This is a genomic window from Pseudomonas sp. MNR3A (genome assembly GCF_009650575.1).
Lineage (GTDB): Bacteria > Pseudomonadota > Gammaproteobacteria > Pseudomonadales > Pseudomonadaceae > Aquipseudomonas > Aquipseudomonas machongensis.
Genome location: NZ_VZZS01000025.1, coordinates 60,061 through 74,649, shown reverse-complemented (window position 1 = coordinate 74,649; position 14,589 = coordinate 60,061). Strand labels below are relative to the sequence as shown.

Annotated in this window: 12 protein-coding genes and 1 riboswitch; of the genes, 10 read left to right on the top strand and 2 right to left on the bottom strand. The window is 63.9% G+C overall.

What is annotated here, in order from left to right; translation table 11 throughout:
- Window positions 1-14 precede the first annotated feature (14 nt).
- Entirely contained in the window at window positions 15-1,451 is a 1,437-nt protein-coding gene (locus tag F6X62_RS17110; protein WP_054893157.1) for a TolC family outer membrane protein, read from the bottom strand.
- Between the two features lie 160 nt (window positions 1,452-1,611).
- A riboswitch (TPP riboswitch) is annotated at window positions 1,612-1,719 on the top strand.
- Between the two features lie 158 nt (window positions 1,720-1,877).
- Here F6X62_RS17110 and thiC point away from each other — a divergent pair.
- Together thiC and cytX are read left to right on the top strand one after the other, a co-directional pair.
- Window positions 1,878-3,758: a phosphomethylpyrimidine synthase ThiC gene (gene thiC, locus F6X62_RS17105; RefSeq protein ID WP_054893158.1), complete on the top strand. Its 1,881-nt coding sequence runs from the start codon at window positions 1,878-1,880 to the stop codon at window positions 3,756-3,758.
- A 165-nt stretch (window positions 3,759-3,923) separates the two neighbouring features.
- Entirely contained in the window at window positions 3,924-5,207 is a 1,284-nt protein-coding gene (cytX, locus tag F6X62_RS17100; protein WP_153774220.1) for a putative hydroxymethylpyrimidine transporter CytX, read from the top strand.
- Here the strand turns inward: cytX and F6X62_RS17095 are convergent.
- Window positions 5,176-5,922, bottom strand: a complete 747-nt coding sequence (locus F6X62_RS17095) for an RsiV family protein (RefSeq protein ID WP_153774219.1) — start codon at window positions 5,920-5,922, stop codon at window positions 5,176-5,178. The genes cytX and F6X62_RS17095 overlap by 32 nt on opposite strands.
- A 172-nt stretch (window positions 5,923-6,094) precedes the next feature.
- Between F6X62_RS17095 and F6X62_RS17090 the strand changes: the two genes are divergently transcribed.
- The 8 genes from F6X62_RS17090 (at window position 6,095) to parC (ending at window position 14,517) form a co-directional block, all read left to right on the top strand.
- Window positions 6,095-6,712 (top strand): NUDIX domain-containing protein, encoded by a 618-nt coding sequence (locus F6X62_RS17090; protein ID WP_054893161.1) that lies wholly within the window; start codon window positions 6,095-6,097, stop codon window positions 6,710-6,712.
- Window positions 6,703-7,155 (top strand): DUF1249 domain-containing protein, encoded by a 453-nt coding sequence (locus tag F6X62_RS17085; RefSeq protein ID WP_054893162.1) that lies wholly within the window; start codon window positions 6,703-6,705, stop codon window positions 7,153-7,155. The genes F6X62_RS17090 and F6X62_RS17085 overlap by 10 nt, the downstream gene beginning before the upstream one ends.
- An 84-nt stretch (window positions 7,156-7,239) precedes the next feature.
- A complete protein-coding gene (cpdA, locus tag F6X62_RS17080; protein WP_232233510.1) occupies window positions 7,240-8,049 on the top strand; it encodes a 3',5'-cyclic-AMP phosphodiesterase in 810 nt (269 codons plus the stop codon).
- A 155-nt stretch (window positions 8,050-8,204) separates the two neighbouring features.
- Window positions 8,205-8,813, top strand: coding sequence for a YqiA/YcfP family alpha/beta fold hydrolase (locus F6X62_RS17075; protein WP_153774218.1), 609 nt, complete (start codon window positions 8,205-8,207; stop codon window positions 8,811-8,813).
- A 35-nt stretch (window positions 8,814-8,848) separates the two neighbouring features.
- Window positions 8,849-10,753: a DNA topoisomerase IV subunit B gene (gene parE, locus F6X62_RS17070; protein ID WP_063546429.1), complete on the top strand. Its 1,905-nt coding sequence runs from the start codon at window positions 8,849-8,851 to the stop codon at window positions 10,751-10,753.
- Window positions 10,750-11,736 (top strand): esterase-like activity of phytase family protein, encoded by a 987-nt coding sequence (locus F6X62_RS17065; RefSeq protein WP_153774217.1) that lies wholly within the window; start codon window positions 10,750-10,752, stop codon window positions 11,734-11,736. The genes parE and F6X62_RS17065 overlap by 4 nt, the downstream gene beginning before the upstream one ends.
- Window positions 11,733-12,251, top strand: a complete 519-nt coding sequence (locus F6X62_RS17060) for a TIGR02281 family clan AA aspartic protease (RefSeq protein ID WP_054893167.1) — start codon at window positions 11,733-11,735, stop codon at window positions 12,249-12,251. The genes F6X62_RS17065 and F6X62_RS17060 overlap by 4 nt, the downstream gene beginning before the upstream one ends.
- Before the next feature lie 10 nt (window positions 12,252-12,261).
- A complete protein-coding gene (gene parC, locus F6X62_RS17055) occupies window positions 12,262-14,517 on the top strand; it encodes a DNA topoisomerase IV subunit A (protein ID WP_153774216.1) in 2,256 nt (751 codons plus the stop codon).
- Window positions 14,518-14,589 lie beyond the last annotated feature (72 nt).

Below are 14,589 nucleotides of genomic sequence, written 5' to 3'. Positions count from 1 at the left end.
CCTTGTCATGTTCTTCAGGGCCGCCGCTCGAAGTTTTTCGCGGCTGCGGCCGCAAGATCCGGTGGCAGGAAGTCCTTGTCCGGGTTGTAGTCGGCTTTAAGGTAGCGCCCCAGGTCTTGAAGGTCTTGCGGGCTCAGCGTGCCGGCGGCCTGCTTGAGGCGAAGGTTGTCGAGGATGTAGTCGTAGCGGCTGTTGTTATAGTCGCGCACCGAAGTGTAGAGCTGGCGCTGCGCGTCGAGCACGTCGACGATGTTGCGGGTGCCGACCTGGTAGCCGATCTCGGTGGCTTCCAGGGCGCTCTGGTTGGAGATGATCGACTGTTTGCGGGCCTGCACCTGCTCCACATCGGTATTCACCGCGCGGTGCAGGTTGCGAGTGTTCTCCACCACCTGGCGGCGCAGGCTTTCGCGCTGCTGTTCGCTTTGGCTCAGGCGGGCATAGGCTTCACGCACCTGTGAGCTGGTCAGCCCGCCGCTATAGATCGGAATGTTCAGTTGCAGGCCAATGCTGGTCTGCTCCACGTCACCGCCGTAGCGCACGCCGGGTTGCGGCGCAGGGTTGGTGAAGCCGAGGTTGTCGTTGTCGCCCTTCTGGTAACGCGCCACGGCATCGAGGGTCGGGGCGTGGCCGGCCTTGCGCTGGCGCAAGGTTTCCTCGGCGGCATCGACGGCGTGGTTGGTCGCCAGCAGGTTGAGGTTCTGCCGTGCGGCGGTCTCCACCCAGGCCTTGGCGTCGTTGGGCGCCGGTACCTGCACCGGCAAGCTGTGGACCACACCTTGCAGCGACCCGTACTCGCGGTTGGTCAGGGTCACCAGCGCCTCGAAGGCGTCCTGCACCTGGCGCTCGGCGATGATCCGATTGGCACGGGCGGTGTCGTAGCTGGCCTGGGATTGCAGCACGTCGGTCTTGTCGGAGAGCCCGACGTCGAAACGCTCGTTGGACTGGTCGAGCTGGCGCTTGAACGCTGCTTCCTCGGCTTTGGTCGAGGCCAGGTTGTCCTGCGCGCGCAAGACGGCGAAATAGTTTTCGGCCGTTTGCAGGATCAGGTTCTGCTCGGTGGCCGACAGCTCCAGCGCCGCTTGCTCGTTGACCGCCTCGGCGGCCTGCAGTTGGAACCAGCGGTCGGCACGGAAGATCGGCTGCGACAGCGTGGCACTCCAGGAGTTACCGCTGCGGTTGGAGGTGATCGAGGGTTCGTCCAGCTTGGTGCGGGTGTTCATCATTTCCGCACCGGCGGACAGATTGGGCAGCAGGCCTGCCCTGGCCTGCGGCACCACTTCACGGCGGGCGCCGTAGTCGGCGCGGGCGGCGGCGAGATCGGCGTTGTTGTTCACCGCTTCCTGGTAGACGCTGACCAGGTCGGTCTTCACCGTCGTGGGCACATCCGCTGCCCAGACCACTCCGTTGGACGCACAAGACACGGCAATCGCCAGTGAAAGTTTGCGCAGCATAGGGCAATCCTTGTACGAAATTGAATTTCTGAACTGTTGAGTATCGTGCGATGCGCCAGTGTAGTGCCGCTGGCTGTCGGCAACAATCCGCCTGTTGCACCTTTCGTCTCTCGTGCATTTACGCGCTTGGCTTTGCCGACCACTCCAGTCTAGACTGCGCACGTTCTTGTCGGGGTGCCTTGAATCGAAGGCTGAGATCGGAGAGTTTCCGGATCCCGTTGAACCTGATCAGGTTAGCGCCTGCGTAGGGAACAAGATTGCTCGCCTTCCCGGGGAGCCTCTTGTGCCAGGTCCGGGAATGTCAGGCTGTCATGCAGCCAAGGCACCCCATGTATCCGGCACTGCACTCCATCCAAGGGGTGCGTCCGCGCCTTTCAGGTTCTCCCCGACATTCCGCCCGCTAGGAAGCTGTCTGGAGAGCCTGTGATGAGTAAACAAGAAAAAGCGATCAGCCTGAGCGAGTCGGCCAAAGTCGACCAGCAGTCCGTGCAACCCTTGCCCAATTCGCGCAAGGTCTACGTCCAGGGCTCGCGCCCGGACATCCGCGTGCCCATGCGCGAGATCAGCCTGCACGACACCCCCACCGACTTCGGCGGCGAGAAGAACGCGCCGGTGCTGGTCTATGACACTTCCGGCCCCTACACCGATCCCAACGTCATCATCGATGTGCGCAAGGGCCTGGGCGATGTGCGTTCGGCCTGGATCGACGCGCGTGGCGATACCGAGCGCCTGGAAGGCCTGAGCTCGAATTTCGGTCAGCAGCGCCTGAACGACGCCGAACTCGCCAAGCTGCGCTTCGCCCACGTCCGCAACCCACGCCGCGCCAAGGCCGGTGCCAACGTCTCGCAGATGCACTACGCGCGCCAGGGCATCATCACCGCCGAGATGGAATACGTCGCCATCCGCGAGAACATGAAACTGCAGGAGGCCCGCGCTGCCGGCCTGCTCGACCAGCAGCACGCCGGTCACAGCTTCGGGGCCAGCATCCCGAAGGAGATCACCCCCGAATTCGTACGTGAAGAGATCGCCCGCGGTCGCGCGATCATCCCTGCCAACATCAACCACACCGAACTCGAGCCGATGATCATCGGCCGCAACTTCCTGGTGAAGATCAACGGCAACATCGGCAACAGCGCCCTGGGTTCCTCGATCGAGGAGGAAGTGGCCAAGCTGACCTGGGGTATCCGTTGGGGCTCGGACACGGTCATGGACCTGTCCACCGGCAAGCACATCCACGAGACCCGCGAGTGGATCATTCGCAACTCGCCGGTCCCGATCGGTACCGTGCCGATCTACCAGGCCCTGGAAAAAGTCAACGGCGTTGCCGAAGACCTGACCTGGGAGCTGTTCCGCGACACCCTGATCGAGCAGGCCGAGCAGGGCGTGGACTACTTCACCATCCATGCCGGCGTATTGCTGCGCTATGTGCCGCTGACCGCCAAGCGCGTCACCGGCATCGTCAGCCGTGGCGGTTCGATCATGGCCAAGTGGTGCCTGGCGCATCACAAGGAGAACTTCCTCTACACGCACTTCGACGAGATCTGCGAAATCATGAAGGCCTACGACGTCAGCTTCTCGCTGGGCGATGGCCTGCGTCCGGGCTCGATCGCCGACGCCAACGATGCAGCCCAGTTCGGTGAACTGGAAACCCTCGGCGAGCTGACCAAGATCGCCTGGAAGCACGACGTGCAGTGCATGATCGAAGGCCCAGGCCATGTGCCGATGCAGTTGATCAAGGAGAACATGGACAAGCAGCTGGAGTGCTGCGACGAGGCGCCGTTCTACACCCTCGGCCCGCTGACCACCGACATCGCACCGGGCTACGACCACATCACCTCCGGTATCGGTGCGGCAATGATCGGCTGGTTCGGCTGCGCGATGCTCTGCTACGTCACGCCCAAGGAGCACCTGGGCCTGCCGAACAAGGATGACGTCAAGACCGGCATCATCACCTACAAGATCGCCGCGCATGCTGCTGACCTTGCCAAGGGCCACCCGGGTGCACAGATCCGTGACAACGCGCTGTCCAAGGCGCGCTTCGAGTTCCGCTGGGAAGACCAGTTCAACCTCGGCCTGGATCCGGACACCGCACGCTCGTTCCACGACGAGACCCTGCCCAAGGAATCGGCCAAGGTTGCGCACTTCTGCTCGATGTGCGGGCCGAAGTTCTGTTCGATGAAGATCACCCAGGAAGTGCGCGAGTACGCGGCCAAGATCGAAGCCGTGGATGTGACCGCCGAGCAGGGCATGCGCGAGCAGGCCGAGCGGTTCCGCCAGGAAGGCAGCCAGCTTTATCACAAGGTGTAAGTGATGCCGGCAGGGTGGTGGTGAGCCACTCTGCCGTTGCATTTGTATCGAGGCCTCCGGCCCTTTCGCGGGCAAGCCCGCTCCCACAAGCTCGTAGGAGCGGGCTTGCCCGCGAAAGTGCCGGAGGCTTCACCACACATCCCAACCCCTTTGGCGCCCCTTCCAATGACCACCCCCAGCCATTTCTCCCCCGATCACCCTGTCCCCTCCAGCCAGCGCCTGTTCGGCGCCCGCGACCTGTTCTCGTTGTGGTTCTCCCTCGGCATCGGCCTGATGGTCCTGCAGGTCGGTGCCTTGCTCGCACCGGGCCTGGGCCTGGCGGGCTCGGTGCTGGCGATCGTGCTCGGTACGGCGGTCGGGGTGCTGTTGCTGGCGGCAGTGGGGGTGACCGGCAGCGATACCGGCCTCTCTGCGATGGCCGGTCTTCGCCTGTCGCTGGGGCGCCATGGCGCGCGTCTGCCGGCGCTGCTCAACCTGCTGCAACTGGTCGGCTGGGGATCGTTCGAGATCATTGTCATGCGTGACGCCGCCAGCCTGCTGGGCGCACGCACCTTCGGCGAAGGCAGTGCCTGGAACAGCCCGCTGCTCTGGACCCTGTGCTTCGGCGCGCTGGCAACCCTGCTGGCCGTCAGCGGCCCGTTGGCCTTCGTGCGCAAGGTGTTGCGCAAGTGGGGGATCTGGCTGCTGCTCGGCGCCTGCCTGTGGCTGACATGGAATCTGTTCGCCAAGGCCGATCTTGCCGACCTCTGGCGGCGCCCGGGCGATGGCTCGCTGTCGCTGGCGGTGGGGTTCGATATCGTCATCGCCATGCCGCTATCGTGGCTGCCACTGATCGCCGACTACTCGCGCTTCGGCAAGCGTGCCAGCCGAGTCTTCGGCGGCACCGCGCTGGGCTTTTTCATCGGCAACGCCTGGCTGATGAGCCTGGGCGTGGCCTACACCCTGGCGTTCGCTCCGAGCGGTGAGGTGAATGCCTTGCTGCTGGCGCTGGCCGGTGCAGGGCTGGGTATCCCGCTGTTGCTTATCCTGCTGGACGAGTCGGAAAACGCCTTTGCCGACATCCATTCGGCGGCAGTGTCCACGGGGCTGCTGGTGAAGCTGAAGGTCGAGCACCTGGCGCTGGCGATCGGTCTGCTGTGCACCCTGATTGCACTGTTGGCACCGCTGGCCCAGTACCAGAACTTCCTGCTGTTGATCGGTTCGGTGTTCGCGCCGCTGTTCGGTGTGGTGCTGATGGATCACTTCGTGATCCGCCGTCGCCGCCTGCCGCAGCAGGTGCCGGGGCTGCATTGGCCGGCGCTGCTGGCCTGGCTGGCGGGGGTGGTGGTCTACCACCTGCTGGCGAACGAGGCGCCGGAGCTTGGGGCGACCCTGCCAGCCTTGCTGCTGGCAGGTGGCCTTTATGGGGTACTGTGTGCTATCCGCGGCCGGGAAACAGTTCGGGCTTGATGACGCCGTTCAGGCGCGGATAAGGGATCTTCAGTTCGACGTGGCCCATGGAATAGGGCGCGATCGCGTAGACCTCATACTTCACCACCACCGCGCCGTACGTCAGGGCGATGTGCGGCGAACGCTTGAATGGCCAGGTCTTCACGAACTCGGCGTCCTTGTCCATGCCGGTGCTGATCAGCCAGGCGCGGTGCGACTCCTCGACGGTCTTCCAGAACGTCTCTTCCTGGCCAGGCACCAGCATGTCCTGGAGCGTGAGCACCTTGTCCTGCTTGCGTGAATAGTTGATGAAGGCCCGCCCCGGCATGCCGTGGGCACCGCCGCTGTCCAGGTAACTGGACAGCTCGACGATCACCAGTCCGTCATGCTGCTCGCGTACCTTGGCCTGCAGGTAGCTGCTGTTGCGCGCTTGTGCGCTGGCCAGGTATTGCTGCTCATACTGCTGCAATGTGGTGGGTGTGGTACCGCGCTGGTTGTCTTCGGTCAGTTGCAGCAAGCGACGCTCGACGATGGCATCGAGCTTGGGCAGCGCCGGGAAGTGCACGGTGTCGATGTTCACCAGCGGGCAATCACGCTCGCTGCAACCGGGTTTGACGTGTTCCCAGGCGTCGCGCTTGACCTCGAGCGGTGCGCGATAGTTGGGCGTGAACAGGCTCTGGCAGGCGCCGAGGGTCAACGCCAGCAGGGCGACGGCAGTCAGTTTGACGAACGTCATGGTGATCCTTGCAGAACATGGATGATCGGCCTTGGACCGTCGGCAGGGCCTTCGGTTCGCCACTAAGCTAACAGAGTGAGGACAGCCTGTCCCGGTCGCCGGAAAGGGATGAAAGGTGGCGGCACGCAGAGTAGGATGGCGCGACGCAGTCGTTGATGTAATGAGGAATTCCATGTCAGACACCTTGAATTCGGTGCCCAAGGCGGTCGAGATCGTCGAACGGGCCAATTGCTTCCAGGGCTTCTACAAGCTCGACAAGGTGCGCCTGCGCCACGAGTTGTTCGCCGGTGGCATGGGGCGCGAGATCAGCCGTGAGCTGTTCGTGCGCCACGATGCCGTCTGCGTGCTGCCCTACGATCCGCTGCGTGACGAAGTGGTGCTGATCGAACAGTTTCGCGTCGGTGCGCTGGACAAGACCGACAACCCCTGGCTGATCGAGCTGGTCGCCGGGCTGATCGACAAGGATGAGCAACCTGAGGAGGTCGCCCACCGCGAAGCCGAAGAAGAGGCAGGCCTGAGCTTCTCCGCGCTGTGGCCGATGACCCGATACTTCCCGTCGCCTGGCGGCAGTGACGAGTATGTCCATCTGTTCCTCGGGCGATGCAGCAGCGAGGGCGCCGGTGGCCTGCACGGGCTGGAAGAAGAGGGCGAGGATATCCGCGTGCGCGTCTGGTCGTTCGAGGATGCCTTGCAGGCGGTTCGCGACGGGCGCATCGCCAACGCGGCAAGCATCATCGCCTTGCAGTGGCTGGCGCTGAACCGTGACGAAGTCCGGGGGATGTGGAAGTGAACCTGCTGCGCGAACGCTACCGGGTCGACCTCGTCGGCCTGCAGGCTGCCTGCGAGGCCAATTACGCACGGCTGATGCGCCTGCTGCCGGACATGCGCACCACGCAAAGCTCGCGACGCATCGGCATGACCCAGGGCGACCAGATGCTTGGCGTGCTGGTGCTCGACGTAGTGCTGGCCTGCCCCTACACCACCACGCTGCGGATATGCCAGGAGCACAGCCTGCCGTGGCTGCCGGTGCCGCAACTCGAGGTACAGGTCTATCACGATGCGCGCATGGCCGAAGTGGTGAGTGCCGAGCACGCTCGGCGCCTGCGCAGCATCTATCCGTACCCCAACGCGGCCATGCACCAACCCGATGAGAAGGCCCAGCTCAACCTGTTCCTCGGTGAATGGCTGAGCCATTGCCTGGCCTGCGGCCACGAGTACGAAACCGTGCGTTGAAATGTGACGTCGGTTGGTTTCGAGTATTTGCTCCAACGCTTTCTACGGCCATAATCGTGCCGAATCCGATCAAGGAGACGGCCTTTGTCGCATTCACCAATTCCTTCCGTACAGGCTCCGGTGCATGTGGTGCAGCTCACCGACGCCCACCTGTTCGCTGATCCGGCTGGCACCCTGCTGGGCCTCAACACCCGTGACAGTCTGCGCCACGTGGTGAGCCAGGTGCGTCGCGAGCAACCACGCATCGACCTGTTGCTGTGCACCGGGGACCTGTCCCAGGACGCCAGCGTGGCGTCCTACGCTGCGTTCCGAGAGCTGACGGATGGTTTTGCCGTGCCGACCCGTTGGTTGCCGGGCAACCATGACGAGGCCAGGGTCATGGCGCGTGTGGCGCCAGATCTGGTCCATGCCGTTACCGACATTGGCGCCTGGCGCGTGGTGATGCTCAACTCGGCGGTGCTGGGTGCTACCCATGGGCTTCTTGAACAAGACCAGCTCTCGACCCTCGATAACGCGCTGGCATCGGTGGGGGAGCGCCACTGCCTGGTGTGCTGCCACCACCAGCCGGTGGATATCGGCTGCGCCTGGATTGCACCGATCGGCTTGCGCAATGCCGATGAGCTGCTGCAGCGTCTGCGGGCATATCCACAGGTGAAGGCGTTGCTGTGGGGTCACATCCATCAGGAGTGGGACGAGGTCCGCGACGGTATTCGCTTGCTGGCCACGCCCTCGACCTGCATCCAGTTCGCCGCGCGCAGCGAGGACTTCAAGGTCAGTGAAGAGCAGCCAGGGTATCGCTGGCTACGGTTGCATGCCGACGGACGGCTGGAGACCGGCGTCGAGCGGGCGAGGGATTTCGTTGTGACCCTGGATTTCAACAGCCCGGGTTACTGACAGGTTTACCGCTCCTGCGAAGGTCGCGCCTGTCGTTGGATTTGAAGATTGTGTTGCGAAAATCCCACCCTTGCGCCAAAACCCGGCGAACGCGCTACACTGCGCGTCCCTGTGCCCGCATCGTCGGGCGCGAAGCCACAGATTCCGGGGGCAGCATGTCGGGTTCCATCCTCTATATCCATGGCTTCAACAGCTCGCCGCTGTCCACCAAGGCGCGCCAGCTCGCGGCGGTGATGCAACAGCTCGGTTTGAGCGCGCAGCTGCGCGTCCCCGAACTGCACCATCATCCGCGCCAGGCGATGGCTCAGCTCGAAGCGTGCATCGCCGAACTCGGCACGCCGCTGCTGGTCGGCAGCTCCCTCGGCGGCTACTATGCCACGCACCTGGCCGAGCGCCATGGCCTCAAGGCCTTGCTGGTCAATCCGGCCGTGACCCCGCACAAGCATTTCGACGGCTATCTCGGTACTCAGCGCAACCACTACAGCGGTGAAACCTGGGAGCTGACCCACGATCACGTGCAGGCCCTGGCCGAACTGGAAGTGCCACCCCCCGAGGATGCCTCACGCTATCAAGTGTGGTTGCAGACCGCCGATGAAACGCTGGACTATCGCCATGCCGAGCGTTATTACCGTGCCTGTGCCCTGCGTATCGAGGCCGGCGGCGACCACAGCTTCCAAGGCTTCGCCCAGCGTCTGCCGGCCTTGCTGGCCTTCGCCGGCATTGCCAGGGCGCAGTATGACGCGCTTGATTTTTCTGTATTTTGACCTTTTTGCATTCACCAGACTGACGACGAGAACCCATGGCCAATCCCAGCGCTAGCGCCTATAACGCAGACGCCATCGAAGTCCTCTCCGGCCTTGACCCGGTCCGCAAGCGGCCGGGCATGTATACCGACACCAGCCGGCCCAACCACCTGGCCCAGGAAGTCATCGACAACAGCGTCGACGAAGCCCTCGCCGGTCATGCCCGGTCGATCCAGGTCGTGCTGCACGCCGACCACTCGCTGGAAGTCAGCGACGATGGTCGCGGCATGCCGGTGGATATCCATCCTGAAGAAGGCGTCTCGGGCGTCGAGCTGATCCTTACCAAGCTGCACGCCGGTGGCAAGTTCTCCAACAAGAACTACCAGTTCTCCGGCGGCCTCCACGGCGTGGGCATTTCGGTGGTCAACGCCCTGTCGACCCAGGTCCGCGTGCGGGTCAAGCGTGACGGCAACGAGTACCAGATGACCTTCGCCGATGGCTTCAAGGCCACCGAGCTTGAGGTGATCGGCACGGTCGGCAAGCGCAACACCGGCACCAGTGTCTACTTCGCGCCCGATCCCAAGTATTTCGATTCGGCCAAGTTCTCCATCAGCCGCCTCAAGCATGTGCTCAAGGCCAAGGCGGTGCTGTGCCCAGGGCTGTCGATCAGCTTCGAGGACAAGGGCACCGGCGAGAAGGTCGAGTGGCACTACGAGGATGGTCTGCGCTCGTACCTGGTCGACTCGGTCAGTGAATTCCAGCGCCTGCCCGACGAGCCGTTCTGCGGCAGCCTGGCCGGTCATAAAGAAGCTGTGGATTGGGCGCTGCTGTGGCTGCCCGAGGGTGGCGACAGCGTCCAGGAAAGCTACGTCAACCTGATCCCTACCGCCCAGGGTGGTACCCACGTCAACGGCCTGCGCCAAGGCCTGCTCGATGCCATGCGCGAGTTCTGCGAGTTCCGCAACCTGCTGCCGCGAGGCGTCAAGCTGGCGCCCGAGGACGTGTGGGAGCGCATCACCTTCGTGCTCTCGATGAAGATGCAGGAACCGCAGTTCTCCGGCCAGACCAAGGAGCGCCTGTCGTCCCGCGAGGCCGCGGCGTTCGTTTCCGGTGTGGTCAAGGATGCCTTCAGCCTGTGGCTCAACGCCCACCCGGAGCTGGGCATGCAACTGGCTGAGCTGGCGATCAGCAACGCCGGCCGACGCCTCAAGGCGAGCAAGAAGGTCGAGCGCAAGCGCATCACCCAAGGGCCGGCATTGCCCGGCAAACTGGCCGACTGCGCCGGACAGGATCCGATGCGTGCCGAACTGTTCCTGGTCGAGGGCGACTCTGCAGGTGGTTCGGCCAAGCAGGCGCGTGACAAGGAGTTCCAGGCGATCCTGCCCCTGCGCGGCAAGATCCTCAACACCTGGGAAGTCGATGGCGGCGAAGTGCTTGCCAGCCAGGAGGTGCACAACATTGCCGTGGCCATCGGGGTCGATCCGGGTGCCACCGACCTGTCGCAACTGCGCTACGGCAAGATCTGCATTCTCGCCGACGCCGACTCCGACGGCTTGCACATCGCCACGCTGCTGTGCGCGTTGTTCGTCCAGCATTTCCGCCCGCTAGTCGAGGCCGGACACGTCTATGTTGCCATGCCGCCGCTGTACCGTATCGACCTGGGCAAGGAGATCTACTACGCCCTCGACGAGGCCGAGCGAGACGGCATTCTCGACCGTCTGGTCGCCGAGAAGAAGCGCGGCAAGCCCCAGGTCACCCGATTCAAGGGGCTGGGCGAAATGAACCCGCCACAATTGCGCGAAACGACCATGGACCCGAACACCCGGCGCCTGGTGCAGCTCACCCTGGATGACCTCGCCGGTACCACCGAGATCATGGACATGCTGCTCGCCAAGAAGCGTGCGGGCGATCGCAAGAACTGGCTGGAGACCAAAGGCAACCTGGCCGAGGTCCTGGTTTGATTCGTCTGCTTGTCGCAGCCTTGCTCGCGCTGGCCAGCTTGACGAGTTTCGCCAGCGACTGGCCGGAGCTCAAGCTCACCGCCGAGCACCCGATCGAGGGCATGCGCGGCGGTAACCTGTCGGGCCTGGCCCAGTGCCGTGGCGCCCTGTGGGGCGTCTCGGACCGCGACGACGATCGAATCTACCGGCTTGAACAGCAAGATGGCGTGTGGCGTGCCGAGGCCCTGGTGTTCACCCCGCCGCCGGTACCGGAGAGCGGGCTGCCCTGGGGGCTGAAGTCGCGAAATTGGGCAGTGTCGTTCATCCGTGGCGGCGAGCTGGATTTCGAAGGCATCACCTGTGACAGCGCGGGCAACTTCTATGTGGTCAGCGAGGCGCATGCGGCGGTGCTGCAATTGCCGGTCGAGGGCGAGCCGAACTGGCTGAGGATCGATCCGGCCATGGTTCGCCAGGCCCGTGCCAGCGGCATGCTGTTGCACTTCAATGCCTTGTTCGAGGGCCTGGCCATCAATCCGGCCGGTGACCGCCTGTGGTTGGCGGCCGAGCGCGAGCGTCGGGGGCTGATCGCCGTGCAGCGTCAGCAAGCGGTATGGACCTGCGGACGCAGCTGTGTGCTGCTCAGCGAGGCAGGGGTGGAGATGCAACCGTCACAGATGCCAGGCTCGCGGGCGCTGTCGCGAGATTTCGCGGACCTTGCACTGTTCGACGGCAAACTGTTTACCCTGGAACGCAATGCCTTCCGCATTTGTCGGCGTGACGCCGACACCGGTGCGGTCGAGCGCTGCTGGTCGTTCGCCGCCGATGCCCTGGTCGACACGCGTCGCTACGACCAGCCGTTCGGCTTGGCCGAAGCTCTGGTGATCGACAAGGACGGTGCCTGGATCGGCCTGGACAACAACAACGGCACCCGTGCCGATGGTGAAAACCGCCCTATCGTCTGGCGCTTTGCCGCGCCAGCGGGCGGCTGGAGCTCGAAGCCTTGAGCCAGCCAGCGGGCAAGCGGGCGGGCCGGGTCCTGATGGTCCTCGCTTGGGCGGCAGCGATGTTTCTCGCCACGCGCTTTTTCGGGCAGTGGGAGGATCGCCAGCAGAACCCCAACAGTGTCGTGCAGTCCGAACGCGGCGAAGACTTTATCGAGGTGCGGCTGCTGAGCAATGGCCAGGGCCACTTCGTCGCCGATGGCGCGATCAACGGCAAGGTCGTGCACTTCATGCTCGATACCGGCGCCACCGATGTGGCGATCCCCGAGGCACTGGCTCGTGATCTGGCGCTGCAGCGCGGCGCGCCGGTGATGCTCAGTACCGCCAATGGCCGCACCGAGGGCTATCGCACGCGGCTCGACAGCCTGCAACTGGGCGATATCCGCCTGCGCGATGTCCGTGCCCTGGTGGTGCCGGGGCTGGACGGACAGACGGTGCTGCTCGGCATGAGCGCTTTGAAACAACTTGAATTTACTCAGCGCGGCGGCACCATGCTGCTGCGCCAGAACCTGAAATGACGAGGCTCGCATGAGCGACTTACTGGACAGTCTCGAAGGCGTCGAACGCCGTTCCCTGGCCGACTTCACCGAACAGGCCTACCTCAACTATTCCATGTACGTGATCATGGACCGCGCCTTGCCGCACGTCGGCGACGGCCTCAAGCCGGTGCAGCGGCGCATCGTCTATGCCATGAGTGAGTTGGGGCTGGATGCCGACTCCAAGCACAAGAAGTCGGCGCGTACCGTCGGCGACGTGCTCGGCAAGTTCCACCCCCACGGCGACTCGGCGTGCTATGAAGCCATGGTGCTGATGGCGCAGCCGTTCAGCTACCGCTACACGCTGGTCGACGGTCAGGGCAACTGGGGTGCGCCGGACGATCCGAAATCGTTCGCCGCCATGCGTTACACCGAGGCGCGGCTGTCGCGCTACTCGGAAGTGCTGCTCAGCGAGCTGGGCCAGGGCACCGTCGACTGGGTGCCGAACTTCGACGGCACCCTGCAGGAGCCGCAGGTATTGCCGGCGCGTTTGCCGAACATCCTGCTCAATGGCACCACCGGCATCGCCGTGGGCATGGCCACCGACGTGCCGCCGCACAACCTGCGCGAAGTCGCCAGCGCCTGCGTGCGCCTGCTCGACGAGCCCAAGGCGACCATCGAGCAACTGTGCGAGCACATCCAGGGCCCTGACTACCCAACCGAAGCGGAGATCGTCACGCCACGGGCCGAGATCCAGAAGATCTACGAAACCGGCAAGGGCTCGATTCGCATGCGCGCGGTGTACCGAGTCGAAGACGGCGACATCGTTGTCACCGCGCTGCCGCATCAGGTTTCCGGCGCCAAGGTGCTGGAGCAGATCGCCGCGCAGATGCAGAACAAGAAGCTGCCGATGGTCGCCGACCTGCGTGACGAGTCGGACCACGAGAACCCGTGCCGCATCGTCATCATCCCGCGCTCCAATCGTGTGGATGCCGACGAGCTGATGCAGCACCTGTTCGCCACCACCGATCTTGAAAACAGCTACCGGGTCAACGTCAACATCATCGGCCTCGATGGCCGTCCTCAGTTGAAGAACCTGCGCGCGCTGTTGCAGGAGTGGCTGCAGTTCCGCATCGGCACCGTGCGCCGGCGCCTGCAGTTCCGCCTCGACAAGGTCGAGAAGCGCCTGCACCTGCTGGACGGCTTGCTCACCGCCTTCCTCAACCTGGATGAAGTGATTCACATCATCCGCACCGAGGATCATCCCAAACAGGCGCTGATCGAGCGTTTCGAGCTGACCGAGATCCAGGCCGACTACATCCTCGAGACCCGCCTGCGTCAGCTGGCGCGCCTGGAAGAGATGAAGATCCGTGGCGAGCAGGACGAGTTGCTCAAGGAGCAGGCCAAGCTGCAGGCCTTGCTGGGCAGCGAGACGAAGCTGCGCAAGCTGGTACGCAGCGAACTGATCAAGGACGCCGAAACCTATGGCGACGATCGCCGCTCGCCAATCGTCGAGCGCGCCGAGGCCAAGGCTCTGTCGGAAAACGAGCTGATGCCGACCGAGCCGGTCACCGTGGTGCTGTCGGAAAAAGGCTGGGTACGTTGTGCCAAAGGTCATGACATCGATGCCACGGGCCTTTCGTACAAGGCTGGCGATGGCTTCAAGGCCGCAGCGGCGGGGCGTTCGAACCAGTTTGCGGTGCTTATCGACTCGACTGGGCGAAGCTATTCGCTGGCAGCCCACAGCTTGCCATCGGCCCGTGGCCAGGGCGAGCCGCTGACCGGCCGTCTGACGCCACCGCCGGGCGCCACCTTCGAGTGCGTGCTGTTGCCGGACGATGATGCGCTGTATGTGGTGGCGTCCGATGCCGGCTACGGTTTCGTGGTCAAGGGCGAGGACCTGCAGGCCAAGAACAAGGCGGGCAAAGGGCTGCTGAGCCTGCCCAACGGCGCCAAGGTGATGACGCCGCGGCCGGTCGCCGACCGCGAGCAGGACTGGCTGGCAGCGGTCACCACCGAAGGCCGCCTGCTGGTGTTCAAGGTTGCCGACCTGCCACAACTGGGCAAGGGCAAGGGCAACAAGATCATTGGTGTACCGGGTGATCGTGTGGCCAGTCGTGAAGAATACGTCACCGATCTGGCGGTGATTGCCGAGGGATCGACGCTTGTATTGCAGGCTGGCAAGCGTACCCTGTCACTGAAGCCGGATGACCTCGAACATTACAAAGGCGAACGCGGACGTCGTGGTAGCAAATTGCCACGTGGATTCCAGCGCGTCGACGGCATGGTGGTGGAGCGCCCGGAGTAAACCGGTTGTTCGTCTGGAACGGCGTTTTCAGCGTCGTTCCGGGCGGAAATGCTGGAGTCCGGCGACTATTTC